This window comes from Pediococcus stilesii (assembly GCF_001437075.1).
Lineage (GTDB): Bacteria > Bacillota > Bacilli > Lactobacillales > Lactobacillaceae > Pediococcus > Pediococcus stilesii.
Genome location: NZ_JQBX01000002.1, coordinates 92,093 through 117,956, shown reverse-complemented (window position 1 = coordinate 117,956; position 25,864 = coordinate 92,093). Strand labels below are relative to the sequence as shown.

Here is a 25,864-nt window from a genome sequence, read left to right as displayed (position 1 = left end):
TCCTCGTATGCAATTGAAATTAATATTTGCCATCCCTTAACCCCACTCTTCGAATCGAACGGTGAAGTACTAACCATAAACCATAGATGAGAGATATGAAAAAATTAATGCTGTTTAAACATTGTGTAATTTATAAATTGAATCTCCTCGAATCCAAAATCATTTTTATTTTAGATGTTACCATACTATTTTTCTTGCTTTTCTATCCGTTTAATATGTTTATCAAAGTCAGAGTTGATCGTTTGAGTTTTGTTGAACTCATCATACTCAGCTTTTGCTTTAGTATTCATATTAATTAAAAACCTTTCTTTTTTAAACCGGTCGAAAACGACTACTTTAGAATTTTTTTTCTAGCGGTTGTCTGTATATCTTTTTAAATACATTGATTTCGACAAAGTTAGAGAATTAAAAAATATATAAAGTTAGTTGTATGCAGGCTTGAATCTTAATGATAAACTTTCATCTTTAAATTATAAGAAGACGCATAAAATTTTTTTATCCCGTCAAATAAATATATACGCAATTTTGCGCATATTTTTTAAATGACTTGAAAATTAATAGTCACTATTTAGGATTGACCCGTTAAGTTCAATTCTTATTTCATCTTTAGAGTCGGTTTGCATAAGTAATATTATACTACGGAGATTGTTTACAAATACGGACTTATACTGGGTTTGATTGAGAGATTACAAAGATATTCATCATTTAAAATGGAAGAGGGACGAGGATAAAAATGAAAGGCTGCTGCTAAGCGTAAATTGATTCATTTTCTGTTTTTCTAAACAAAAAAATCAGCAACCACGGCCTTAAGCTGCGTGATTACTGATTAGTGTGTCGTGTTTTGATGGGTGGTCAGGGGATCGAACCCTGGACCCACGGATTAAGAGTCCGTTGCTCTGCCAGCTGAGCTAACCACCCATGTGATTGATATGTATCAACTCGACTTAAATATAGTATCATGAAAAAAAAGGTCTGACAACACTTTTTTTAAAAAAAGTTTGTAAAAAATTCAAATTTATTAAAACGATTTAATTATTTAATTGTACGTGTTTAATTTACAGAGAAATTCTTCCTATAGATGTTTGATAGAAATTGAAATTCTTGAACATGGGTCATCTAAATTTTTAACATAACAGACTCCCCAAGAATAACGCTTCACGGATGATTACGATATCATGTTTCAAACTCGCTTAGGTCAGATGAAAATGATCCGCAAAAGTGGCCCATCTTTCGGTACATCCCGGTTTTTGTTCATATGGTATAATTGATTGAAATAAATGGATTGGACCATTTTGATCAGGTGGCACACACCTTGATGGCAGATATATCTTCCAAGGAGGGCAAACATGCCAAAAATTTTAGTAGTAGATGATGAAAAACCAATTTCTGATATAGTTAAGTTTAATTTAGACAAAGAAGGCTATGACGTAGTTACTGCGTACGATGGCGAAGAAGCAATTGAAAAAGTTGAATCAGAAAAACCAGACTTGATTTTACTTGATTTAATGTTGCCAAAAATTGACGGATTAGAAGTTGCTCGACAAGTTCGGGCAAAACATAATATTCCGATTATCATGGTCACAGCGAAGGATTCTGAACTCGACAAAGTTGTTGGATTAGAGCTTGGTGCGGACGACTATGTTACAAAGCCATTTTCTAACCGTGAACTTGTCGCGCGGGTGAAGGCTAACCTTCGTCGTCAAGATCAATTGCAGCAAGTTGATGAGAACGTTAAAAATGATATTAAAATTGGACCACTGGTTATTAATTCAGATTCGTATTCAGTTACGCGTGATGGATCTCAATTGGATCTAACTCATCGTGAATTTGAACTATTACACTATTTGGCTCAACATATTGGACAAGTTATGACCCGTGAACACCTTCTTCAGACGGTGTGGGGATACGATTACTTCGGGGATGTTCGAACCGTTGACGTCACGGTGCGTCGACTTCGTGAAAAAATCGAAGAAATTCCAAGTAATCCTCAAATTTTAGTAACACGTCGTGGTGTTGGATATTATCTACGTAATCCAGAAAATGATTAGTTCAAGGTTTTTGGAGATTAAATGAATAAAAGAACGAGTTTTTTCAAATCAATTAACTTTAAAATAGCTCTAGTGTTTGCAATGTTATTAGTCGTAACGTTGGAAGTCGTTGGGGTTATTTTTGTGCGTCAACTTGAGACTCAAAATTTAAACCAGTTTAAAACGCAGGTTCAACTTCAGCCGTACGTTGAAAATGAAATTAGCGATCAATTAGAGCGATCGAGTACTAAAAAAGCTAATACTCAGATTTCGGAGATTATTGGTAACGTTAATAATCAAAATATCACCGAAATTCGCGTAATTGACGCTAAGGGAGTTATTCGGGGAACCAGTAACAGCACCGGACAAAGTATTGTCGGCCAAAAAACGACTGACCGTAATGTCAAAGACGTGATTTATAACACGCGAACGTATCAACAAGTTTCGTACAATAAGACGAATAACACGCGCTATTTTGTTTCGATTGTTCCTTTAATCAACACATCGGGAGCAACCAATAACTTGACGGGTGTTATTTACATTCGTGCCAATCTTGAATCAGTTTACCAAAACGTTAACAATATAACGTTAATTTTTGTGGTAGCAGCGTTAATTGCGGTGTCGATTGGACTTGTGTTGGCAATTCTAATTTCACGCGCGATTACGCGTCCAATTGAGGAAATGCGTCAAAGAACGTTACAAATTGCTCGTGGAGACTATTCCGGCCAAGTTCAAATCTACGGCGATGACGAATTAGGTCAACTTGCAACGGCGGTTAATGAGCTTTCCGTTCGCGTCGAGGAATCGCAAGAGTCTACAGAATCAGAACGGCGTCGCTTGGATTCCGTTTTGGGATACATGACCGATGGTGTTTTGGCAACGGATCGCCGAGGACGAATTACGATTGTTAACGAAATGGCGACCGACTTTTTGAGTTTAGAGACAGACCAAATTGTGGGTAAATCGATTCTAGATATTTTAGATTTGCGGGGGACGTTTACGCTACGTGACCTGCTTGAAAATCAAGAACAAGTTGTTTTAGATTTGTCAGATGAAAAACAGGATTTAATTTTACACGCCTCCTTCGCCTTGATTCAACGTGAATCAGGATTTATTAGTGGATTGGTTTGTGTTTTGCACGATGTTACTGAGCAGCAAAAGATTGATCAAGATCGAAAGCAATTTGTTTCAAATGTTTCTCATGAATTACGAACACCACTAACAAGTATGAAAAGTTATATCGAAGCTTTGGTAGAGGGTGCCTGGAAAGATCCTGATGTTGCTCCCAACTTTTTAAAGGTCACGCAAGAGGAAACAGACCGAATGATGCGAATGATTAACGATTTACTTAATCTGTCGCGGATGGATTCTGGGACGGCAAAATTAGAGTTAGAGTATGTTAACTTAAACGAGCTCTTTAATCACATTCTTGATCGATTCGACATGATTTTAAAAAATAATGACGAACATGATAAAAGTTACTCGATTAAACGTGATTTCACGCGTCGTGATATTTGGGTCGAAATTGATACCGATAAAATTCAACAAGTACTGGATAACATTATGAACAATGCGATCAAGTATTCACCGGATGGAAGTGTGATTACGTGTCGCCTATTAGAGACGCACAATCACGTTATTATGAGTATCACAGACCAAGGGCTAGGAATTCCAAAGGATGCGATCAGTCACGTCTTTGACCGTTTCTATCGAGTGGATAAGGCCCGTTCCCGTGCTCAAGGTGGAACCGGTTTGGGATTGGCAATTTCAAAAGAAGTAATTCAGATGCATGGTGGTCGAATTTGGGTCGAAAGTCGTGAAGGCGAAGGCTCGACCTTTTATATTTCACTTCCATATGAACCATTTGAGGAAGGAGATACTTGGGAATAATGAAAGACACTAAAACTCGTAAAATTGCACGACATGTAATATTGGCGCTTTTAGCACTTGCAAGTATGGCGCTGTCTTGGATTATTTGGACAAATCCGGCGCGCTATGAGCGTGCAAAACAGGTTTCAACTGAGAAAGTACAATCAAACCAGGTTAGTCGGGATATGAGTGATGTGATTCTCCCAACCCAGGTTATCTACACTAACTCAAATCAAAAACAAACATTAATCAACAGCTCTAAAAAAAGCCTTTCAAAAGCAATTATTAATGAACTTTCAAAATGGAAGTTAGAAAGTTCAACACGTGTTTCACGTGGAAACAAGGAACGCTTTTTAGACTATGCGAGCATGACGCGGAGCTTAATGTTAAAGTATCCAAGCAATGTTACGGGTCAAATACTAAGCAGCGTGTATGATCAAAAAATGGATACGAATACCGAAGTTAGTCAAATCGTGATTAATTTAGATCGGAAAAATGAGTTCTTTTTATTAGATGATAAAACGTACGACGTTTATCAAATAAAGGTCACGAAACAGAGTCTCAAAAGCTTGAGAAAGATAGTTAAAAATAATGATCAAGAGTATGGCGTTAAAGAAAAGATTATGAATCACAAGCTGATTAACGACTATCCGGATTCCATCGAAGTACCTTATTACAGCTTTTTGATTAATAAAGAAAGCAGCAGTGTGTTTACCGCTAATTTACTGACTGACACGGATGCTGATTCAATTGATACCAAGAAGGTTAAAGATGGAACGGAATACGTAACTGCTAATAATGCTAAGCGTCTTCTGATCCAAAATGATGGTTCAGCAACGTTTAATGACACTAGCAAAAATAATGGTAAGAACGGTGATTTAAAAACAAATATTGAGAAAAGCTTTTATCAAATGAAACAGCTGGGTGTTCAGGTTGATAACATGCGGTACTTCAATTTCCATCCAAGCCAATATCAAGCTGAATTCAGGGACTACGTTGGTGGCTTTCCAATCTTTAATAATGATGGGTTAGGGACAATCAAGGTTTCTCGTCAATCTTCTGAATTAACGACTGCTTTTTCAATATACAACCTTGATGTACCAGTGCCTACGTCGGAAAACAATAAGGAATTACCAAGCACGGAAACAATATTGAATCAATTAGAACTAAATGGAATTGATACTAAAAAAATTGAAGACATTGATGTTGGCTATGATTGGTCTGGGAAAGTTTCGGCCAATTCAACGGTTGAGCTAGAACCAACTTGGTATATTAAATACCGCGGAGACTGGACATCTTATCGAGATTTAATTAGTTGAGAGGAGAGAAGCAAAAGTGGATTTTAGAAGAATAGAAGTTATTTTTATTATCGTCTTCGCAATTCTAAATGCGTATTTGTTTGGCTCCTATTGGCAATATCAATTAGAATCTGGGACGGTTTCGTCGACAAGCTCAAGTCGAAATACTACAATTTTAAAAGAAATGCGTAATGACCAGATCACGTACATGCCACTTTCTAACACCAAATCAAGTGGATATTACGCATCGGCAAAAGTGGATACTTCTTTAAAAAATGATTTAAAAAGATTGATTGATCAAGACGCTAGGGTCAGTGGTGATAAGATTTATAGTACTTTAGCGGATCCAGTTACGATTAATGTTAAACAGCCACAAAAAACGTTGAATGCTTTTGTGAAAAATCGAAACAACATTATTTTTGGTTCTCAATACACTTACAATGTTAATTTGAGTAATTCCACGCAGATTGTTTATACACAAATGATTGACGGACGTCCCGTTTATTCAAAGGCGGGGCAACTAATTTTTTACGTTAATGGTGCACAAGAAGTTACGGGATACACGCAAGGTCATCTTGCTAATCAAGAGCAGCTCCGTGAGGAAAGTGATTTAATTAGTCAAACGAGAGCAGTAACTTGGCTGTATCAGTATAATGAAATTCCAAATAATTCAAAGATAGAATGGGCCGAGTTAGGTTACACTAATTTACTTACGACGGATAACGGCGTAGTATATGTTCCGACATGGATTATAGGAATCAAGAGTAAGAGTAGCACGGGAATTGAGACGAAGAGGATTAACGCCTTCTCGGGAGTTTTAATTAAAAAAGATTCAGAAGCAAGCGAATCGACCAAGACGGTACAGCAAGTTGTCGATAGTGTTTCAAGCAGTTCTGAGGAAGCTTCATCAGCATCTGGAGAAACGGCTCGAATTAGCACGGCATTAAATTCAGCAAGCAGTAATTCTAGCGCTGATACAACCAGTGGTAGCTCGGTGACTTCCAGTGCTAGTACTGGAAGCTCAGCCATTACTTCACAGTCTAGTAGTTCCGGTGCCAATTCCGAATCTGAATGATAGTTCGAGCTTCATTTGAAGTTCAAATTTTGTTGTAATTGAAGTTAAATTAAGTAGGAAGGTCAAATTAATGGAAGATGGTTTAAAAGTTAGCGTGCTTGCCAGTGGTAGCACGGGAAATGTTACATACATTGAAACGCCAGGACACAAAGTACTGGTAGATGCCGGTCTTAGTGGCAAAAAAATTGCCGGATTAATGGAAAGTGTTGGACGTGATATTAGTGACGTTGATTCATTATTTGTGACGCACGAGCATTCAGACCATATTCAAAGTGTTGGCGTTTTAGCGCGAAAGTACGGCATCGATATTTATGCTAACAAGGGGACATGGGACGCAATTGATGGAAAAGTTGGTAAAATTCCAACTGAACAGAAGTTTGTTTTTGACCCCAATACCACGAAATCATTGAATGACTTAGACATTGAAAGTTTTGCGGTTTCACATGATGCGGCTGAACCTCAATTTTATGAATTTCATCATGCGGGAAAATCCTTCGTTATCTTAACGGATACCGGCTATGTATCAGACCGAGTGGCCGGTACGATTAAAAATGCCGACGGGTATCTTTTTGAAGTGAACCACGACACCGAAATGCTGCGGATGGGCGGTTATCCATGGCCATTGAAGCAGAGAATTATGGGCGACCACGGTCATTTATCAAATGAGGATGGGGCTAATGCTTTAATGGACGTGATGGGTAATCGAACCAAGAAAATTTTTCTGGGACACCTTAGCTTGCACAACAACATGAAAGAATTGGCACATCTGACGGTTAGTTCGATGATGCAAAACCACGATTTAGCCGTGGGACACGATTTCCAAATTTTAGACACAGATCATACAGTAGCTGATCCGTTAACTTTGATTTAATTAATGTTATAATTTTTTAGAAATTTAAGCATAAAATTCACAGAAGATACTCATTTACGGTATACAATGGTGTTAATCAAAATTAGTTTATGGGGAGGGAGCGGGAAATCCGCGTATTCTTATGAAAATGAACAACAAAGTGGTGATTACAGCGGCAATTGCTGGTTTACTTGGCGGTGGAATTGCTTATGGTGGAGCCAGTTTTGTCCAGAACAAAATTGAATCATCAAGTACTGCTGTTCCAACGGGATCTAACTCTTCGGGGTCAACAGCAACCAGTAATGTGAAAGTAAATGTTAGCAGCCAGTCGTCAAAAGCATTTTCAACGATAAAAGACTCGGTTGTGTCGGTTATTAATTTACAGAAGACCAGTTCTAATAGCTCAGATAGTATCATTAGTTCCATTTTTGGTGACCAATCGGGCTCTTCGTCCTCGAAGTCTTCTTCATCTGGTGAACTGGAGACGGCTTCTGAAGGATCCGGTGTGATTTATAAGAAGAGTGGGGATTCCGCTTATATCGTTACAAATAATCACGTTGTCAGTGGTTCTAATTCGCTTGAGATTATTATGAGCGATGGTAAAAAAATGCCCGCTAAAATTGTCGGAACGGATAGCGTGACTGATTTAGCTGTCTTAAAAATTAATTCTTCAGCGGTCACAACCGTCGCTAGTTTTGGCGATTCTGATAATATTAAAGTTGGTGAAACGGCCTTAGCAATTGGTTCACCACTTGGTTCTCAGTACGCAACCTCTTTGACACAAGGAATTATATCGGCTAAGAAACGAACGGTCGAAACAACTAGTGAAGACGGACAGGGGGCAAGTGAAGCCACAGTTATACAAACCGATGCGGCAATTAACTCTGGAAACTCCGGTGGTCCGTTGATCAATCTGGCGGGGCAAGTAATTGGAATTAACTCCATGAAACTTTCTTCAAGCGGATCGGGGGACAATGCCACCGTTGAAGGAATGGGATTTGCGATTCCATCAAACGAAGTGGTATCAATTATCGATCAGTTGGTTAAGGATGGTAAAATTACGCGTCCAGCATTGGGTGTATCATTGGTCGATTTGACTGAAATTTCTTCGTCGCAACAAAAATCAATTTTGAAATTACCAACGTCTGTTACTGATGGAGCTGTTATTATGCAGACCACCAATGACGGTCCCGCTAAAAACGCAGGATTGAAAAAATATGATGTCGTAACTAAAATTGATGGGAAAGCGATCACCGATACCGCTGGATTAAGAGAAGCGCTCTATAAACATAAAATTAACGATACCATTGAGGTCGGCTATTACCGCGATGGTAAATATAAAACTGTGAACGTCAAATTAACTAAAACAACGAGTTCGTTAACTACGAGCACAAGCAAATAATATAAAAAACGAGATGATTGATTCGGGTACATTCCAACCCGATTAACCATCTCGTTTTTTGTTTTCCTAAATGCGTGCTTTTTTGAATAAGCGCATGCTCGTAATGACAATCGAAACTAAACAAATTATGAATGAAACAATGAAGGCCACATGCATACCGGCAATAAAAATTTCTGGATGACCAGGAATGTAAGAGGTGACAGTTCTTCCCGCGGATTTACTCATTGCAGAAAACAGCACGGTAGTTGCAAATGAAATTCCGACGACCATTCCTAATTCACGTGCCAAAGCGTTAATTCCACCCGCGACGCCAAGTTCTTTGGGCTCAACAGAACCCATTACAAGGGCATTATTAGGAGCTTGGAAAATCCCGTTTCCAAGACCATTTAATCCAATAAAGAACATGAATAACCAAAGCGGAGTGGCAACATTGGTAACAATATAACCCAGTTGGGCGAATAAAATAATAATTAGTCCAATGAATGTTAATTTTTCAGAACCAATTTTGTCGGAAATTGTACCAGAAACTGGTGCGACAACGACATTAACCAGCGGAAAAATCATTAAAGTATATCCGGCATAGTTGGCCGCCATTCCAAGCGCATTTTCTAAGTAAAATGGTGCAATAACATTGAAAAAGAAGTTGGTCACAAAGATTAAAAATGCACAGATAATACTGAGGGTAAAGCGCATGTTTTTAAAAATGTGCAAGGATAATATTGGTGCCGTAACATGTGTTTCAACGTATAAAAAGCTAATAAACGTAATGATGGTGAGTGCAAACATCGTCAGAATAATTGGATGAGTAAAGCCGATTTCTTGTCCAATCGAAATTCCAGCAAAGAGGGTCACCATGATAACTGCAAAAAGAAAAGCACCCGGCTTATCAATTTTTTGTTTGGTGGTGATGACGTCTTTAGGGAGGACTTTTTGACCGATAATGATGGCAATAATACCAATTGGGACGTTAATCCAAAAGATATATCCCCAATTCAAATGTGCCAAAATTAATCCGCCAATTCCAGGGCCGGCAATGCTGCCTAGGGCGACAAAAGAGCCAATCATTCAAGCGCCCGTCCGCGTTCCTGAAAAGGAAAGACCTCAGTGATAATGCCATTATTAGTACTCATTGTCATCGCGGCACCGATGGCTTGAACAACACGGGCGAATAGTAACATGGCTAATCCGGTGTTAAACCCACAAAGAAGTGATCCCATGGTAAAAAGGATGGAACCAATTTTAAAGATGCGGATCTTCCCATGCGCATCGCCTAATTTCCCAAATAATAGTAATAACATACAAATCACGATTAAATAAATAGAAACGACCCATTCGGATTGGTTCATTGGAATGTTCATATCACGACTGATGACGGGAAGGGCGATGTTTACGATGCTCCCATCAAGAGTCGACATAAAAGTGAAAATACAGACCGCGATTAGAATCAACCAGCGGTCTTTTTGAATCTTTGGATCATCTACAAATGCAAGTTTACCCATGTTACTCTTCCTCTCGATTTAATTCTAAAATTAAGTTTTTAATCCAACGTAGCTGTGCATCGATTCGGGTGATTCTTAAATCAATAACGCGCATAGTGTCTTTAATGTCAGCAACGATCATGTTTTTATTGCTTGGCAACTCCGCCTGTTTTTTTCGAAGTCGTTTGAGTTTGTCATTTAAATACTCTTCAAAGTCATCCAGGACGGAAAGTTGTTGAGAATGCGTTAATAAATGTAAGAAATTAATCTTCATCTGAAATTCGGACTGAGTTTGTTTGTTTAATACAATTGGTGCCAAAATCATTTCTTTAAAATGTTTCCGCCCTTGAGGAGTGATTGTCGCCATTTTTTGGGTTCTTTGTTGGCTGGAAGTTTTAAATTCCAATGTGATGTCACCGGCATTGGCCAGTTTATCAAGTTGAGGATACAAGGCCCCAAAACTAATGGTTTGATCGGAACCAATGATAACGGCCAAAGCCTTTCGAATTTGATATCCCGACATGGGATGGTCCATAAGTTGACCTAAAATAAATAACTGATACATATTTACACCTGATTCCTTATTTAACGATATATATCTAAAAGATATATTAACTAACGATTTCAAGTATATACATCGTTTCGATATATTGCAATTATTTTGAACCGAACACCTTATTTCTCCAATCCATACTAAAAAGTATGTATAGCACTTTTTAGTACGTACTTGTTTTTGAGTAACCACCTCATATAATCAATATTTGTCAACAAAAAGAGGAGGATTCGTTATGGAAAACACGGTAGTAAAAACAACTCGTGCGTCATGGACATTATTAGCGCTTGCGTTAAGTGCTTTTGCAATTGGGATGACCGAGTTTATCAGCGTTGGTGTAATGCCTTTAATCGTTAAGAGTTTTGGGATCAATCTAGAAACTGCGGGACTAACTGTTTCAATTTATGCCGCAGGGATTACGGTTGGAGCTCCACTTTTAACATCAATAACGGCAAAAATAGCGCGCAAAAAATTATTATTGATGGTTATGGTAACTTTCATTATCGGTAATTTATTGACGGCTGTCGCCCCAACTTTTGTAATTTTATTGGTTGGGCGCGTAATTGCTGCCTTTGCACATGGACTATTCATGGCGGTGGCAACTGTAATTGCCGCTAGCGTAGTAGAAGAAAACCGGAGAGCATCCGCAATTGCAATGATGTTCACTGGACTAACCGTTGCAACAGTTACAGGTGTACCACTGGGAACTTTTATTGCTCAACATGCGAGCTGGCGGGTAGCATTTACCGTAATTGCGGCTTTAGGGATTTTGGCATTAATTGGAAATGCGATTTTAGTTCCAAATAATTTACCTCAACCGGTTGCCGGAAAAAAAGGAGCAATCGGTCGCTTAATTCGAGAACCACAAATTGTTATTGGATTTATAATTACTGGTTTGGGTTACGGAGCGAGTTTTCCGGTATACACTTATATGAGTGCAATTTTAATTCAACAAGGCTGGAGTGCCAGCGCAAGCGTAGTAATTTTATTGGTGTACGGGCTCGCAGTGGCGATTGGTAACACTTTGGGTGGACGCTTTGCCAATCACCGACCTTTAACGGCACTAACTTGGATGTTTGCGTCCTTGACGGGAATAATGATTTTGATGTTAATCGGATTAAGCAATCAAATTGTTGGATTAATATTAATATTTGCAATGGGATTTTTGGCATTTATGAACGTTCCAGGCCTACAGCTGTTCACAATGCAAGTGGCTGAATCTCGGCTTCCGGATGATACACAGATTGCTTCGGCTTTAAATATTGCAGCCTTTAATGTGGGAATTATGATTGGTTCATTTGGCGGTGGGCAATTGTTGACGCATTTAGGACTGTTTAAAACGCCGATTGCCGGAATAATAATGTGGGCTGCAGCACTAATTTTAACGTTATGGTTGCGTCGCTCGAAAGTGTAAGGTATGTTTAAAACTCTTTTCGTTTTCTGCTCATTCCTAGTATAATGAAGGCACATAGACTAGATTATGGGGGGAAATCGAATGAAGAGATTTAACATTGTATTTTTCATTGTTGCAATCGTTACTCTTGGTGGTCTATTAAGTGCTTGCGGGGTCGGTAAAAACTCCGATTCTAATACTGCGGCAAGTTCGAGCAGTGAAAAAACACTTGATAGTTATCTTCAGGATGTTAAGGATCAAGGCTTGACGGTTGATGATCAAGGCGAAGTTGAGATTGCCGACCTATCCAAACAGGTAAAGGCTACTTCTGGAGTTCGATTTAATGGTGAAGGCGGGGCACATGCTAAGCTACTTAAATTTGACAACGACGATTTAGCGCAAAAGGCTTCTAGCTTTTACGCAAGTAAGCAGGAACAGGTTCACGCTGAGGGAAACATGCTACTAGTGATGGATCGTTCTTTACAAAAAGACTGGTTTAAAAAGTATCAAGACGCAATTTTTAAACAGTAGAATTTCATTAAAATAGAAATAGTGATTTTTGTTCCTGATTAAGATCATACAGGACACTCAAAGAGGCTACGACAAAATTATTTTGTTGCAGCCTCTTTTTTTATTTTTTAAGTGTTAGAACGATCCGTTTACGATGATTTTCATTATTTTCAAGCATCGAGTGTGCTAACTGGGCTTCTTCAATTGGCAAGATTAATAGTTCATCATTTAAAAGTCGGTTCTTTTCAAACGCATGATTGATTACTTTAGCAGCGGACTGTAATTGCGGTAAACCAGCATGGCTGATTACAAATCCCTTAATTGATTTTTGATTCGTGTAAAATTCACGGACTTTAAATTGAAATTGGTTGGAAACAGGGGCGGTAATCAGAGCTAACTGGCCATTTTGATTTAGAGAATCTAAGTTAGATTGAAGTTCAACTTTCCCGGATGTATCAATAATATAGTCAAATTTTTCCGGAATCTCTTCAATTGGATCGTGATAATCAAATGTTTGGCTAGCACCAAGCATCGTTAATTGATCAAAGTCACTTGAGCGGCTAGTTGTAAAAACCTCTAAATTTTTTAAGCGGGCAAGTTCGACTATTTTTTGTCCAACGTGTCCACCTGCTCCTTTAATTAAAATTTTACGGTTGGGAGTTGTATCAAAAACGTCATTTAAAAGAATGGCTGCTGTGGCAGCAGAGTGGACGGAAGCGACCAGTTGAAGAGCGTTCACCCGTGTCGGAACGTGAAAAAGGCGGTTACTGGGGACGCTGATTAATTCGGCATAAGTGCCTTGACGTCCGTCATAACCCATACTGTTGGTCCATACCCGCTGACCTAATTGGAATTCTTTCACCTTGGAGCCTATTTCGATAACGGTACCAACGGCGTCCCGACCGATTATGAACGGAAAAGATTGGTTCGTTTTAAAGGATCCAGAACGCACAAAAGTATCAACATGGTTGGCAGATACGGCTTCGACACGAATTAAAACCTCATCAGTATGTACTTGTGGATGAGGAAGATCACCAATTTTAATTTCATTAATACTACCGGTGTGTTCAATGTAGGCGGCTTTCATAAAAAACTTCCTTTCTCAAAAAAAATTGTCTATAATCAAGCCAATTCTAACACTCTAAAAGTTAATGCTGGAACTTAAAATGAGTGAAACGTAATATTGGTACCGTTTAGAAAAGGGGAAATAAATTATGACGAAATTTATGACTAGTCACCAAGACCAAATTGAATTTAGGCTTCGACGGATTGCCGATGCAGAACAGCTTTATCTGCTTATTGAAAAGAATCGCGCATACCTTAGTAAATGGCTCCCTTGGGTGAAGTCAATGCGGAGTGTCGGCGATGAAGCGCAATTTTTGCAGCATGCAATAATCGAAATGGATGCTGGAATACTATGGATGGCAACCATTGTGGTTAATGGAGAGGTGGCAGGGATGATTGATATCCATGAGATTAACGTTCAAAGACATAGTGGACAAATTGGGTACTGGATTGACAAAGGTTTTAGTGGTCGAGAAATCATGTCCGAAAGTTTACAACAGGTTATAAACATTGCGAAAAAGAAGTTTAAAATACATCGGTTGGAGCTAATTGCGGATGTCCAAAATGGCGCTAGTCAACGTGTGGCGGAAAAGAACGGATTCAAGCGAGAAGGAATTATGCGCGATTATTTGCCACCAATCCGAGACGAAAATTATCATGATGCAGTTTTGTTCAGTAAGATCCTTTAGTTCCAGGTAGCAAATTAGAAAAATAACGCTGTGCACAAATCCCATTAATTACATATATTTACGTTCCTATTTGAATCTTTTTCAACTTAAATACGAACTAAAATTATTTTTATTATTGTAAATGTTCGTTTTAGTGGTAAAATTAATTCATCGATAAGTTTTTTTAATGATTGGGAGGAGTTAGATCGATGCGTATTTTGAAGAAATCTAAGATTTTGTTGGCAATGTTAGCATTGCTTGTTTTACCACTGGGGTTAGCTGCTTGTGGGAATTCAAAAACAGCCAGTTCGAAAAGTTTTACTCCTAAAAAATTGACGGTGGAGTTTGTTCCTTCAGCAAATGCTGGAACAATTGAAGCTAAGGCCAAGCCGTTGGAAGGTTTGCTTTCTAAGGAATTGGGAATTCCGGTTAAAGTAAACGTTTCAACTGACTATAATACGATTGTTGAAGCAATGGGCTCAAAGAAGGTTGACGTTGGTTTTCTTCCACCAGATGCTTACGTCCTAGCACACAAGCAATACAAGGCAAAAGTGTTACTTCAAGCTGAACGTTATGGATATGAAGGAACAACGGATAACCAAACTAAGAAATTAGTAAACTTCTACCGTTCTCAAATATTAGTTCGTAAAGATAGTGGAATCAAATCGATTGAAGATTTAAAGGGTAAAAAGATCGCCGTTCAGGATACAACATCGACAGCCGGTTGGATTTATCCAGCGGTTGAAATGCTCAATAAGGGCGTAAATATTAATAAAAACAACATTAAAACGGTCCAAGTTAAGGGACATGACCAAGGGGTCCTTTCGGTTTATAACAAGAACACCGATGCCGCCTTCGTTTTCCAAGGAGCTCGGAGTCTTGTGAAAAAAGATGATCCGGACGTAATGAGCAAAGTTGTCCCAATTTATACAACAGATAAAATTCCAAATGATACGATTACAGTTCGTGGTGACATGAGTAGTAAGTGGCAAAAAAAGATTTCAGCCGCATTTAAGAAAATCGCCAAAACCAAAAAGGGACATGACATAATTTCAAGTGTTTATAGTCATGAAGGATATACAGATTCTAAAGATAGTAACTTTGATATTATCCGGGAATATGATAAAAAAGCTGAGAAACTAAATAAGTAGGATCTAACTATCATAAGGTAAAGAAGTAGCGGGGATGGGATTCCTTGGCTGCTTTTTTATAGGAGGAACAACGATATGGCAGAAGAGCCAATTATTTTATTTGAACATGTAAATAAAACATATAAAAATGGCACAATCGGATTAAAGGATATCAATCTGAGTATCCCCAAAGGCCAGTTTTTGGTAGTGGTTGGCCTTTCAGGCGCGGGGAAGAGCACCCTATTACGAACAATTAATCGAATGCACGGAATCACGGATGGAAAACTTTATGTCGACGGAGATGAGATCAGTCAGTATAAGGGAAAGGCACTCCGGACACTTAGACGCCAAATTGGGATGATTTTTCAAAACTTTAATCTGGTAAATCGGTCGAGTGTTCAAAAGAATGTTTTGTCAGGTCGCGTCGGATATTATCCTGCATGGAAAAGTATTCTAGGCTTATTTTCCAAATCAGATCGAGATAAAGCGGTTCGCTCTCTTCGTCGTGTGAATATGCTAGAAAAGTTGTATGCGAGGGCGGATGAACTATCAGGTGGGCAACAGCAACGGGTGGCGATCGCTCGGACGTTGATGCAAGATCCTAAAATAATTCTTGCGGATGAACCAATTGCGTCGCTGGACCCTAAAACCACTAAAACGGTAATGGATACTTTGAAGAGCCTCAATCAAGAAGACGAAATGACGGTCATCGTTAATTTACATTCGGTTAGTTTAGCACGTGAATATGCAGATCGCATTATTGGACTAAGAGCCGGAGAAGTAGTCTATGATCAAATGATTGAAAACGTAAAAGAAGCGGATCTAAATCAAATTTATCAAACCGAGGAGGACAGTTGATTGGAAAATTCACAGAAGATTCCAAGTCGTTCATTTGCTCAAAGATGGCACATTAAGCCAATTTTGGGAACGGTTATAATGGTGATTCTTTTAGTTTTTTCATCTCAAATGGCCGATGTTAATGTTGGAATGTTTTTCGCAAATTTGTCGCAGTTCACCGATTTATTAGTGCGAATGTCAAATCCAACTTGGAGCTATCTATCAATTATTTGGCAGCCACTCTATGAAACAATCCAAATGGCCATCTTAGGGACAACTATTGGAACGATTTTTGCCGTTCCGTTTTCCCTACTGGCAGCAAGTAACCTTGTTCATAACGGGATTATTCGAAATGTGATCCGAATTATTTTGGATTTAGTTCGAACTTTACCAGATTTACTTTTAGCGGCAATTTTTGTTGCTATATTCGGGATTGGATCGACTGCCGGGGTGGTTACCTTAGCGATTTTTTCCTTTGGAATGATTTCAAAACTATTCTATGAGGTAATCGAGACGATTGATATGGGACCGATTGAAGCACTAGAATCGGTTGGAGCCAGAAAATTAACGGTAATATGGTACGCTGTTATCCCACAAATTTTAAACCAATTTATTAGTTACTTTCTATATACATTAGAGATTAATGTTCGAGCTTCAACGGTACTTGGTTATATTGGTGCCGGTGGGATTGGTGTCTTTTTACAACGTTCATTAAATGAATTTAACTACGGTGCCACTGCGGTAATTATTTTAGCAACATTAATAATTGTCCTAGTGATTGATGGCATTAGTAATCATCTAAGGAGGATTCTGTTGTGACATTAGATTCAGCAAACCAATTAAAAAAAGTCTGGCAACGTTGGCAGTGGATTCTTTGGATGATAGTGATTGCGATAATTTATATTTGGGCAATTGGTGGAATAAAGTTCTCAGGATTACAAGATTCAGCGGGATCCGTATCAAAATCGATTTTATCGGGATTGGTAAGTCCAGAATGGTCCTACGTGTATGATGGCAGTGGTGAAGATTTAATATCGTTAATTTTTCAAACACTGGCAATCGCTTTTTTAGGAACATTCATTTCAGCAATTATCAGTGTTCCGTTTGCTTTTTGGGCAGCAAGGAGTATTAAGGAACGATTTTTCTTACGCTCGGGAAGTGGCAAGGTTGTATTAACTTTGATTCGAACCTTTCCGGAAATCGTGCTGGCAATCATGTTTATCAAAGCCGTTGGACCGGGATCATATGCCGGGGTTCTTGCCGTTAGTATTCATTCGATTGGGATGTTGGGCAAGCTATTTAGTGAAGCTATTGAAAATATGGATCGTGGAGCAGAAGAAGCCATTAATAGCGTGGGTGGCAACGCGGCTCAGGTATTTATGCTAGCAACGCTTCCGATCATAACGCCTGAATTTGTCTCCTATACTTTGTATCGGTTTGAAATAGCGGTTCGTTCAGCCGCAATTCTTGGAATGGTTGGGGCTGGCGGAATCGGGACACCGATGATTTTTGCAATTCAAACTAGGAATTGGCCGCGTGTGGGAATTATCCTATTAGGAATAATTATCATGGTCTTAGTAATTGATACAATTTCTGAGCAAATGCGAAAGAGGTTAGTTTAAAGCATGAAAATTAAAATTATTTCAACGAGCGATGTGCATGGATACATTTATCCGACTAACTATAGTACGGCCAACGATGTAAAACCCTATGGAATGCTAAAAGCGGCAACAATTATTCATGACATTAAGCATCAAGCTACCGATGATGAAATTGTAATCGCCGTTGAAAATGGTGACTGGATTCAGGGTTCGTCGTTCGCCAACTATATTGCTCGACAGAAAGCAGACAATAAGCACGCAATTTTTTCTGAAATTACGAGTTTAATTGGTTACGATGCCGGTATTTTAGGAAATCACGAATTTAATTATGGTTTAGATTATATTCGGACCAGTGAGTCCAAAAGAAAATATCCGATTTTAGGCGCTAATATTGATGGCGGTATTAAGCAAAAGATTGTTGATCAACCCTATGTGATTTTGGAACAAAAAGGAATCAAAATTGCGGTATTAGGACTAACTACCCAATATATTCCAAATTGGGAAAAACCCAAAAATATTGAAGGATTGAAGTTCAATTCTGCGGTGGAAGTCGCTAAAAAATATGTCCCTAAATTAAAAAAATTAGCGGACGTTGTCGTGGTGGCTTATCACGGAGGTTTTGAAGCAGATTTGAGTACCGGGGCGCCGACAGAAGCTATGACAGGCGAAAATGAAGGATACCAGATACTTAAGGAAGTTGAGGGAATTGACGCCTTAATTACTGGACACCAGCATCGTGAAATTGCCGGGGTCTATCATGACGTTCCAGTTACACAACCGGGAGAAAAAGGCGTTGCCGTTGGAGAAATTGAATTAATTTTGAACGATGATAAAAAAGTTATTCAAAAGAATGCAAAATTAATTCCAACGGCGGGGGCTCGACTATTTCAGCCAGTGCGATATTTAACTGCTAAAACAGAAACTGAAGTTCAGCAGTGGTTGGATTCTCCCGTTGGAAGAGTGACTGGGGCAAGTTTAATGATTGATGACCCAATGCTTGCCAGAATTAAGGGGCACCCATATTTGGACTTCATTAATAAAGTTGAGATGGCGGCAACAGGAAGTGATATTGCAGCAACGGCGCTGTTTAACGATGAAGTTCGAGGACTAGGCACCCACGTTACAATTCGGCAAATTTTAAATAGTTATGGGTATCCAAATACGTTGGTTGTCGAAAAAATTACAGGGACGGATTTAAAATTGGCGCTTGAAAAAAGTGCACGTTTCTTTGCCGTTAATAATGGAAGAATCGACATTTCGGATCCGTTTAAATTCCCCAAAGTTCAATATTATAACTACGATTACTACAGCGGAATTGAGTATGAGTTTGACTTAAGGCGGCCAATTGGTAGCCGAGTTGTAAATCTGAAATATCATAATAAACCAGTTGAAAATGACCAATCCTTGAAGGTGACGTTAAACCAATATCGCGGTAATGGTGGCGGCGGTTACGGGATGTTTAGTAATGCCAAAATAATCAAAGAAATCAATGTTGATGTGGCCGAATTAATTATGAAATATTTTGAAGAGCATCAACAGGTAAAAGGAGTCCAACCACAAAATTTAAACGTAGTATATTAAACCGAAAATTGGCGATGGTCTATCATTACTTTTCACATTTCTGTTAAGAAATTAGTTATTGGTAACTATGCTATACTTTGTCTATATCTATTGGGGAATAGATATAGGGAGGAGTACAGTATGAAAAGCTTAAGCAAGCAGATATGGTTACTATTATTGTTGTTTATGTTGGGAATGGTTTGGAACGAAACAACGGCGAATGCGGACTATAAAATTTCAGATTTTAAAGTGAACGTTAATATTAATAAGGATGGAAGCGCAGACGTTAATCGTAGCATGACCTATAAATTTGGTGATGACTATCACGGGATTTATTTTGTGCAAGATTTACGAGGAACGGATGGAGCGGATTTAAAGAAGATCACGGTTTCTAATAATGGTGGCGCGATCCGCACGATTCCAGTTAATAACAGTGAACAAAATTTAACGGCCAAGATGAATTTGAATAGTGATCAAATGAAGTTAAAGCTGTTTAATACGGTTAGTTCTGGTGATGAAGCCAAGGTATCATATAATTACAAAATAAACGGCGTAGTAACTAGTTACAGGGACACCGCCGAGTTGAACTGGAAAGTAATTGGATCGGAGTGGGATGTGCCGTTAGAAAATGCCCAAGTGGTTATTAATCTTCCGGGAACCAATGTGAAAAAGCTGCAGGCGTGGTCACATGGTGCAGCAAACGGGTATACAACGGTTAATCGTAAAAATGGAAAAATAATTATTGATGTTGGAGATAATCCGGAAAATAGTTTTGTAGAAAGCCATATGGTATTTCCTACTAGTTTGGTGCCTGACAATAAAAAGATTGTTAATGAAGATAAATTAAAAGATATTCAAAATCAAGAAGATTTACTTGTCCAACAGGAGAATCAAGCTAAAGAACGAACGCGAAAAATGGTTGACTACGCTAAAATATTTGTCAGTATTTTTAGTGGGATAATCATTTTAATCATGATGATATGGCTACTTAGACGTGGATATCACCCTTACACGATACCTGCACCGATTGAACATAGCTTTGATGTACCAACGGTTGCTCCCGCAGTAGCCCAAGCAATTTTAAACAAAAAGCAAGCTGATTCAGATGCGATTTCGGCGGAAATATTAAGGCTTGCTTCTGAAGGTCAATTGAACCTCAAACAAGTTCAATACGGCAAACGAAACAAAGACACAACGGAAATCAGTCGTCTGAAAGATTTTGATATGTCATTTATTAATCAATGCATTGATGAAATTGGTGACGGTCAGAAGGTTACAATTCAGCAAATTAACAATTTTACTAAAAAGGATCGTAAGGGTCGGGTCGCTAAATGGTATCGAGCTTGGCAAAAAGAAATTGATCATACAGTTAGCCAGTATAAAGACGACCATAATGTTACTTATCGCAATGGGCTGATTGGCTTGGCAACTATTACGCCAATTTTGGCTATGATAATGGGTGGACTTGGTTTGGCAGGAACGAGTTCAATTTTGTACGGAGTGATTGGGTTAATTGTTACGATCGGAATCGAAAGCTGGATCGCAATTACTTGGCCACGGGTTTCGCTGTATAACGACGAAGGCCTCGAACAGTTTAATCAAATTCGAGGTTTTAAGCAGATGTTAAAAGATATTGCGCATTTTAATACCGCCGAAATTGGCGATTTGATTTTATGGGAAGAAATTTTACCATATGCTACGGCCTTTAAGCTTTCTGATCGGGTGGCAGATCAATTACGAACCGACTTCAGTGCAGATGATTTGGAAGGTAATGTAATTTTGTATCCGTACTATTTTGGAATCAACGGAGTTAATCTCGGTCTGGCATCCGGACTGGGTGCAGCAATTTCACATTCAGTGTCGGCCAGTTCAGGTGGCTCGTCGGGTGGCTTTACCGGCGGAAACTCAGGCGGATTTGGTGGTGGGTCTGGTGGCGGCGCTTTCTGAGTGCTAAAAGATTCATCGCTACTACTAACCTAAATTAGTCTACGTAATGGGTAATGGCAGGGACCGTGACAAAAATAATTTTGCCACGGCCCTTTTTGTAACAAACAGCTGCTCGATATTAGGAAAAGTGGTCCGATGGCCAGATTGATTTATAAATTAGCATGCGATTCACACGCAATTAGATCGACTTTTAAAAATTAAAAGCATTGACTTCCAAATAATGAATTATCCATAAAGAAAGCGCTTTCGTAAAATACGATATAAGGTTAAAATAAAGATGTTCACAATAAAGGATGTTTGGAGGAAGAAGCAATGTATAAAGATTCGTACGACACGATGGCTGGTGCTTCTGTTAAAAAATTCGGATTGCTTAAAAATAATCCGTTGGGCTATTTTATGCTTTCAATTTTAGCGGGGATGTACATCGGTTTTGCAATTTTATTAGCTTTTACAATTGGTTCACAATTGGGGGCCAACCCGTTCGCAAATTTAATCAAAGGATTGATTTTTGGGGTAGCGCTTAGTTTAGTTGTTATTCCAGGAGCCGAACTTTTTACCGGGAATAACTTAGTGATGGGAGCCGGAGTTTTAGAAAAGAAGGTTACCGTCAGTCAGACGCTGATTTTATGGATAATTTGTTGGATTGGAAATCTTTTAGGTGCAGTTATTTTAGCAATCATATTTAATAAATCAGGTTTGCAAATCCCAGCGGTGGCAGCAGCTTTTGCTAAAGGAGCTGCGGTTAAGATGACTGCCCCGGCTTTGCAACTCTTTTTAAGGGGAGTTCTGTGTAATATCTTAGTTTGTTTAGCGGTTTGGTCAAGTTTTCAAACGAAAAGTGATCCGGCTAAACTGATCATGATTTTTTGGACATTGTTAGCATTTTTTGCAACAGGATTTGAACATAGTGTTGCAAACATGACGACCCTAGTTGTTGCATTGTTAAATACGACCGGTAATTCTGCCGTCACAATGGGAGGACTGTGGTTTAATTTACTATGGGTCAGCCTAGGAAACATTGTTGGTGGTGTGTTCTTTGTGGCATTGCCTTATTGGCTCGCGACAAAAAATAAAGCGGCAAAATAATACTTAGATTAGAGTGACAATTGAAAAAACAAAAACTGTTAGGATGTTTGAATGATCTCGCCCCGAGGGTGAATGGATCATCAATCCTAACAGTTTTTTTATTTTTAACTTAATTACTTAGCTACTTAGCAACATACATGCTCTTGAAATTATAAGGAACACCAGCCGTATTATAAACTAAACCTTTAATTTTAGTATTAACCATTTGAGCAACAACGACGTTATATAGCGGTGCAACGCCTTGGTCATTCATTAAAATCTTTTCAGCAGCGACCATGTCATTCCAACGCGCAGTTGGATCATTAGAGTCAGCATTGTTGGCTTTATCGATTAGAGAATCAAATTCTTTATTTGACCACTTTCCATTGTTAAATGTGTTCTTTGACGTCATTAAGCCAATGTCACTGATTGGATCTGAGAAATCAGCTCCCCATAGCGTAATAACAAGATCAAAGTCCCCCTTAACGGAACGACTTAGCCGGGTTTTATATGGAACAGTTTCAATATTAATTTTTAAACCAGGTAATTTTTGAAGCGCAGATTGAAGATATTCGGCAGTTTTCTTGTCGGAGTCACTGTCATCAGTTAAAAGTGTTAGGGTCAGCGAGGTTTTACCAGACTCCTTCAGACCATCTTTCCATAATGTCTTAGCTTGATCTAGATTATATGAAACGCCATTTTTAGTGTAGGCCTCGGTTGCAAAATCTTCACCCGTTTTTGGATTTGATGCCAATTTATCTGTTACGAATCCCTTCGGAACGGAAGAACCGTCAGCAAGCACGTTCTTTGTTAACTGATTACGATCAATTGCGTAAGATAGCGCTTGGCGTACTTTGAGATTCTTCAAAGCCTTATTTTTACTAATGTTGTACTCAACATACGCATTACGTGCTTGTTTGCGCACAACGAGTGATTTGTTACTCTTTAAGTTTTTAACTTGTGTACCGGAAAGTGCGGTTACGTCAACTTGACCACTTTGGAATTGATTCAATCCGGTTTGAGTATCTTTGATAACTTGGTCGTTAATTTTAGCCAGTTTGACGTTCTTTTTATCCCAGTAGTTGGTATTTTTCACCAATGACCATTTTAAGTTGGAACCGGTCCAGCCCGTCATTTTAAATGGACCATTGTAAACCTGATATTTAGCAGCAGTCCCGTACTTAGAGCCATATTTTTCAACTACTTTTTGGTTTTGTGGAAGGTATGATGGGAAACCTAAAAGCAGTTTGAAGTATGAAATTGGTTTTTCAAGTGTAACTTTTAATTTGTAGTTACCAGCTGCTTTTACTCCAAGAGTAGAAGCTTTTTTCTTTCCGGCTTGAATTGCATCGGCATTTTTAACGCCACTAAATAAGTATGCATATTGGGAACCTGTCTTGGGATTATTCGTCCGCTGCCAAGAATAAACGAAGTCCTTGGCAGTGACTGGATCGCCATTACTCCATTTGGCATTTTTACGAAGATCAAAAGTGTAGTGCAATCCATCTTTCGACTCTGTAATCTTCTGGGCAATACCGGATTCAATTTTATTATTTTTTCCTAATCGAACCAACCCTTCGTTTGTATTGTTCAACATGTCCATACTAATCTCATCCGTTGCCAATGAAATATCCATGGTTGGTAATTCTGATTTTTCGGACCAATTAATGACTTGTTTCGAAGCGGTCTTGCTATTTGCACCGCTGCTACAGGCTGCCAACAAAAGCATTGATGTAGAAACTAGTGCGACTGATAGAATTTTTTTATAGCTCATCTCGCTACCCCCTATTGTTAAAAATTAAATTAAAATTATTATATAATTAGAAATTATTATAAATATACTAATCTTATTTTAATAAATCAAGAAAAATTTGAGTGGATTTATCTGTAAGTGTTTTCATTTGCGTTATGGAACGATATAGAATACTTTATATATGGAACATTATTTTAGGGGGTGTATTAATTGTGACTATTGAACGAGATGTTACCTATGATGCAAAAAACAAACTTAAAGTTGATCTATATTTTCCCGGAAACGGCTCTGCAAAAGGATTGATCATTGATATCCACGGCGGGGGCTGGTTTAGGGGGGACAAGGCCAAGGATCAGGACTGGGCTGAAATGCTAACTAAAGAGGATTACATGGTTGCGGTTCCCAACTATCGTATTACGCCTGAGGCCTACTATCCTGCTCCGTTAGAAGACATGGATACGTTGTATAACTGGTTGAAAAATTCTAAATATGATTTTGACCACAAACACATTGCTGCTGTCGGTTCATCTGCTGGTGGGAATATGACGGTCGAATTAGGAATAAAGTATGGGATACCGATTGTATCGCTATCTGGGATCTTAGACATTGATGATTGGTTAAATCAGCACCAAGACGTTGTCGCTCAACAAGATCAAACGCAGGATTTTAACCAACAGGCAAGCGCCACGATTAATCAAACTGGAGCAAATGATCCATTTTATAAATGGTTTGTCACCAATTATTTTGATGGGCGCACGGATCAATATACTGATGCGACACCTTATCACCGCGTTAACGGACAAACTGGACCGATGTTTTTGGCCAATTCTTTAAACGAATTTGTTCCAAACACGGGTGTGTTGAAAATGGCGGAAACCCTGTCTAAATTTCAAATCCCATTCACGCTACGAATGATACCCGGAACCAGACATGAAAAGGGATACTTAGATGATGTTAAAGAAGATATTATAAACTTTTTAAATCGTAATATTTAATTTGGAGGAAATACTGATGACTAGTATGGCAAAAAGAGATTATAAAAATGATGAACTTTTGAACCCGGAAGATACTGTGTTCTTGGTGATTGATTATCAACCAACTCAAATCAACTCAATTAATTCTATGGATCGTCAAAAATTGATTGATAATATTGTAGTGACGCAAAAAATTATTAATACTTACAAAATTCCAACCATTCTTTCAACGGTGAATGTTGGTACAGGTCGTAATAAGGATACAATTCCACAATTAAAGGCCGAACTAGAGGGTGTTAAATCATATGATCGAACCTCGATTAACGCTTGGGAAGATCAAGAGGTATACGATGCAATTAAAGCAACAGGTAAACATAAAATTATCATTGCCGCCTTATGGACAGAAGCTTGTTTAACTTTTCCAACTTTGGATGCTCTTCGAGAGGGCTATGAAGTATTTCCAATCGTCGACGCGGTGGGCGGAACATCAAAAATTGCCCATGAAACAGCAATTCAGCGAGTTGCAAATGCCGGTGCCCAACCAATTTCAATCGCGCAATTAGCTTGTGAACTTCAACGGGATTGGAACCGCGGCGAAACGGTACCTGGATTTATTGAAGATTTAATGGATGCTGGAATCTTTTTAAGATTAGAATAATTCAAATTAAAGTTATGATTTTTATAAGGACTATGCCAAAACGAATTTGGCATAGTCCTTTTGTTATACTTTATAAAAACAGAAGCGTCTTTAAACCGTGAAAGGGTAGTGATAAAATTAGATTAGTGTCATTGAAATGAACAATTTTTTG

21 protein-coding genes, 1 tRNA gene and 1 pseudogene are annotated in these 25,864 nt (G+C 38.6%); 18 read left to right on the top strand and 5 right to left on the bottom strand.

Annotated elements, in window-relative coordinates; all coding sequences use genetic code 11:
* Positions 1–845: 845 nt before the first annotated feature.
* A tRNA-Lys gene (locus tag IV81_RS01430) sits at positions 846–918 on the bottom strand.
* A 428-nt stretch (positions 919–1,346) separates the two neighbouring features.
* On the opposite strand from IV81_RS01430, the gene yycF reads away from it, so the two are divergent.
* The 6 genes from yycF to IV81_RS01400 all read left to right on the top strand — a co-directional run bounded on the left by yycF (position 1,347) and on the right by IV81_RS01400 (position 8,521).
* Positions 1,347–2,048: a response regulator YycF gene (gene yycF / locus IV81_RS01425; RefSeq protein ID WP_057801552.1), complete on the top strand. Its 702-nt coding sequence runs from the start codon at positions 1,347–1,349 to the stop codon at positions 2,046–2,048.
* 21 nt (positions 2,049–2,069) lie between these two features.
* The gene (gene walK / locus IV81_RS01420) at positions 2,070–3,917 is read left to right on the top strand and encodes a cell wall metabolism sensor histidine kinase WalK (protein WP_057801551.1); all 1,848 of its coding nucleotides are present in this window, start codon (positions 2,070–2,072) and stop codon (positions 3,915–3,917) included.
* Positions 3,917–5,215 (top strand): YycH family regulatory protein, encoded by a 1,299-nt coding sequence (locus tag IV81_RS01415; protein ID WP_057801548.1) that lies wholly within the window; start codon positions 3,917–3,919, stop codon positions 5,213–5,215. Before walK ends, IV81_RS01415 begins: the two co-directional genes overlap by 1 nt.
* A gap of 16 nt (positions 5,216–5,231) precedes the next feature.
* Positions 5,232–6,269, top strand: coding sequence for a two-component system regulatory protein YycI (locus IV81_RS01410; RefSeq protein WP_057801546.1), 1,038 nt, complete (start codon positions 5,232–5,234; stop codon positions 6,267–6,269).
* A gap of 70 nt (positions 6,270–6,339) precedes the next feature.
* Positions 6,340–7,140 (top strand): MBL fold metallo-hydrolase, encoded by an 801-nt coding sequence (locus IV81_RS01405; protein WP_057801544.1) that lies wholly within the window; start codon positions 6,340–6,342, stop codon positions 7,138–7,140.
* 121 nt (positions 7,141–7,261) lie between these two features.
* Positions 7,262–8,521, top strand: a complete 1,260-nt coding sequence (locus IV81_RS01400) for a S1C family serine protease (protein WP_057801542.1) — start codon at positions 7,262–7,264, stop codon at positions 8,519–8,521.
* Positions 8,522–8,587: 66 nt separating this feature from the next.
* On the opposite strand, the pseudogene IV81_RS01395 reads toward IV81_RS01400, so the two are convergent.
* Together IV81_RS01395 and IV81_RS01390 are read right to left on the bottom strand one after the other, a co-directional pair.
* Positions 8,588–10,020, bottom strand: a pseudogene (locus IV81_RS01395) (MFS transporter).
* Between the two features lies 1 nt (position 10,021).
* The gene (locus IV81_RS01390; RefSeq protein ID WP_057801540.1) at positions 10,022–10,564 is read right to left on the bottom strand and encodes a PadR family transcriptional regulator; all 543 of its coding nucleotides are present in this window, start codon (positions 10,562–10,564) and stop codon (positions 10,022–10,024) included.
* A gap of 223 nt (positions 10,565–10,787) precedes the next feature.
* On the opposite strand from IV81_RS01390, the gene IV81_RS01385 reads away from it, so the two are divergent.
* Both IV81_RS01385 and IV81_RS01380 read left to right on the top strand, forming a co-directional pair.
* Positions 10,788–11,966, top strand: a complete 1,179-nt coding sequence (locus IV81_RS01385; RefSeq protein WP_057801539.1) for an MFS transporter — start codon at positions 10,788–10,790, stop codon at positions 11,964–11,966.
* Positions 11,967–12,047: 81 nt separating this feature from the next.
* A complete protein-coding gene (locus IV81_RS01380) occupies positions 12,048–12,476 on the top strand; it encodes a hypothetical protein (RefSeq protein WP_057801537.1) in 429 nt (142 codons plus the stop codon).
* A 100-nt stretch (positions 12,477–12,576) separates the two neighbouring features.
* On the opposite strand, the gene IV81_RS01375 is transcribed toward IV81_RS01380, so the two are convergent.
* On the bottom strand, positions 12,577–13,542 hold the full coding sequence (locus IV81_RS01375; RefSeq protein WP_057801535.1) for a quinone oxidoreductase family protein: 966 nt from the start codon (positions 13,540–13,542) through the stop codon (positions 12,577–12,579).
* Positions 13,543–13,669: 127 nt separating this feature from the next.
* On the opposite strand from IV81_RS01375, the gene IV81_RS01370 reads away from it, so the two are divergent.
* From IV81_RS01370 to IV81_RS01335, 8 genes are all read left to right on the top strand, one after another.
* Positions 13,670–14,209 carry a GNAT family N-acetyltransferase gene (locus IV81_RS01370; RefSeq protein WP_057801533.1) on the top strand — a complete coding sequence of 180 codons (540 nt, stop codon included), beginning with the start codon at positions 13,670–13,672 and terminating at the stop codon, positions 14,207–14,209.
* Between the two features lie 188 nt (positions 14,210–14,397).
* Positions 14,398–15,339, top strand: a complete 942-nt coding sequence (locus IV81_RS01365; protein ID WP_057801531.1) for a phosphate/phosphite/phosphonate ABC transporter substrate-binding protein — start codon at positions 14,398–14,400, stop codon at positions 15,337–15,339.
* 75 nt (positions 15,340–15,414) lie between these two features.
* Positions 15,415–16,176, top strand: a complete 762-nt coding sequence (gene phnC / locus IV81_RS01360) for a phosphonate ABC transporter ATP-binding protein (RefSeq protein WP_057801529.1) — start codon at positions 15,415–15,417, stop codon at positions 16,174–16,176.
* Positions 16,177–16,974 (top strand): phosphonate ABC transporter, permease protein PhnE, encoded by a 798-nt coding sequence (phnE, locus tag IV81_RS01355; protein ID WP_236696805.1) that lies wholly within the window; start codon positions 16,177–16,179, stop codon positions 16,972–16,974.
* Positions 16,971–17,777: a phosphonate ABC transporter, permease protein PhnE gene (gene phnE, locus IV81_RS01350; RefSeq protein ID WP_269083925.1), complete on the top strand. Its 807-nt coding sequence runs from the start codon at positions 16,971–16,973 to the stop codon at positions 17,775–17,777. Before phnE (IV81_RS01355) ends, phnE (IV81_RS01350) begins: the two co-directional genes overlap by 4 nt.
* Positions 17,778–17,780: 3 nt before the next feature.
* Positions 17,781–19,337: a bifunctional metallophosphatase/5'-nucleotidase gene (locus tag IV81_RS01345; RefSeq protein ID WP_057801527.1), complete on the top strand. Its 1,557-nt coding sequence runs from the start codon at positions 17,781–17,783 to the stop codon at positions 19,335–19,337.
* Between the two features lie 120 nt (positions 19,338–19,457).
* A complete protein-coding gene (locus IV81_RS01340; RefSeq protein ID WP_057801525.1) occupies positions 19,458–21,263 on the top strand; it encodes a DUF2207 domain-containing protein in 1,806 nt (601 codons plus the stop codon).
* Positions 21,264–21,575: 312 nt separating this feature from the next.
* Positions 21,576–22,349 carry a formate/nitrite transporter family protein gene (locus tag IV81_RS01335; RefSeq protein WP_057801523.1) on the top strand — a complete coding sequence of 258 codons (774 nt, stop codon included), beginning with the start codon at positions 21,576–21,578 and terminating at the stop codon, positions 22,347–22,349.
* Positions 22,350–22,470: 121 nt separating this feature from the next.
* Here IV81_RS01335 and IV81_RS01330 read toward each other — a convergent pair whose 3' ends face one another.
* Positions 22,471–24,102 (bottom strand): peptide ABC transporter substrate-binding protein, encoded by a 1,632-nt coding sequence (locus IV81_RS01330; RefSeq protein WP_057801521.1) that lies wholly within the window; start codon positions 24,100–24,102, stop codon positions 22,471–22,473.
* A 191-nt stretch (positions 24,103–24,293) separates the two neighbouring features.
* Between IV81_RS01330 and IV81_RS01325 the strand changes: the two genes are divergently transcribed.
* Positions 24,294–25,076 carry an alpha/beta hydrolase gene (locus IV81_RS01325; RefSeq protein ID WP_420848336.1) on the top strand — a complete coding sequence of 261 codons (783 nt, stop codon included), beginning with the start codon at positions 24,294–24,296 and terminating at the stop codon, positions 25,074–25,076.
* Between the two features lie 16 nt (positions 25,077–25,092).
* Entirely contained in the window at positions 25,093–25,713 is a 621-nt protein-coding gene (locus tag IV81_RS01320) for an isochorismatase family protein (RefSeq protein ID WP_057801517.1), read from the top strand.
* The last annotated feature ends 151 nt before the right edge of the window (positions 25,714–25,864 follow it).

What these genes read in the sequence shown, in the direction of transcription:
- yycF (WP_057801552.1), top strand. Translation starts at nt 1,347, where the DNA reads ATGCCAAAAATTTTAGTAGTAGATGATGAAAAACCAATTTCTGATATA.
- walK (WP_057801551.1), top strand. Translation starts at nt 2,070, where the DNA reads ATGAATAAAAGAACGAGTTTTTTCAAATCAATTAACTTTAAAATAGCT.
- IV81_RS01415 (WP_057801548.1), top strand. Translation starts at nt 3,917, where the DNA reads ATGAAAGACACTAAAACTCGTAAAATTGCACGACATGTAATATTGGCG.
- IV81_RS01405 (WP_057801544.1), top strand. Translation starts at nt 6,340, where the DNA reads ATGGAAGATGGTTTAAAAGTTAGCGTGCTTGCCAGTGGTAGCACGGGA.
- IV81_RS01400 (WP_057801542.1), top strand. Translation starts at nt 7,262, where the DNA reads ATGAAAATGAACAACAAAGTGGTGATTACAGCGGCAATTGCTGGTTTA.
- IV81_RS01390 (WP_057801540.1), bottom strand. Translation starts at nt 10,564, where the DNA reads ATGTATCAGTTATTTATTTTAGGTCAACTTATGGACCATCCCATGTCG.
- IV81_RS01385 (WP_057801539.1), top strand. Translation starts at nt 10,788, where the DNA reads ATGGAAAACACGGTAGTAAAAACAACTCGTGCGTCATGGACATTATTA.
- IV81_RS01380 (WP_057801537.1), top strand. Translation starts at nt 12,048, where the DNA reads ATGAAGAGATTTAACATTGTATTTTTCATTGTTGCAATCGTTACTCTT.
- IV81_RS01375 (WP_057801535.1), bottom strand. Translation starts at nt 13,542, where the DNA reads ATGAAAGCCGCCTACATTGAACACACCGGTAGTATTAATGAAATTAAA.
- IV81_RS01370 (WP_057801533.1), top strand. Translation starts at nt 13,670, where the DNA reads ATGACGAAATTTATGACTAGTCACCAAGACCAAATTGAATTTAGGCTT.
- IV81_RS01365 (WP_057801531.1), top strand. Translation starts at nt 14,398, where the DNA reads ATGCGTATTTTGAAGAAATCTAAGATTTTGTTGGCAATGTTAGCATTG.
- phnC (WP_057801529.1), top strand. Translation starts at nt 15,415, where the DNA reads ATGGCAGAAGAGCCAATTATTTTATTTGAACATGTAAATAAAACATAT.
- IV81_RS01345 (WP_057801527.1), top strand. Translation starts at nt 17,781, where the DNA reads ATGAAAATTAAAATTATTTCAACGAGCGATGTGCATGGATACATTTAT.
- IV81_RS01340 (WP_057801525.1), top strand. Translation starts at nt 19,458, where the DNA reads ATGAAAAGCTTAAGCAAGCAGATATGGTTACTATTATTGTTGTTTATG.
- IV81_RS01335 (WP_057801523.1), top strand. Translation starts at nt 21,576, where the DNA reads ATGTATAAAGATTCGTACGACACGATGGCTGGTGCTTCTGTTAAAAAA.
- IV81_RS01330 (WP_057801521.1), bottom strand. Translation starts at nt 24,102, where the DNA reads ATGAGCTATAAAAAAATTCTATCAGTCGCACTAGTTTCTACATCAATG.
- IV81_RS01320 (WP_057801517.1), top strand. Translation starts at nt 25,093, where the DNA reads ATGACTAGTATGGCAAAAAGAGATTATAAAAATGATGAACTTTTGAAC.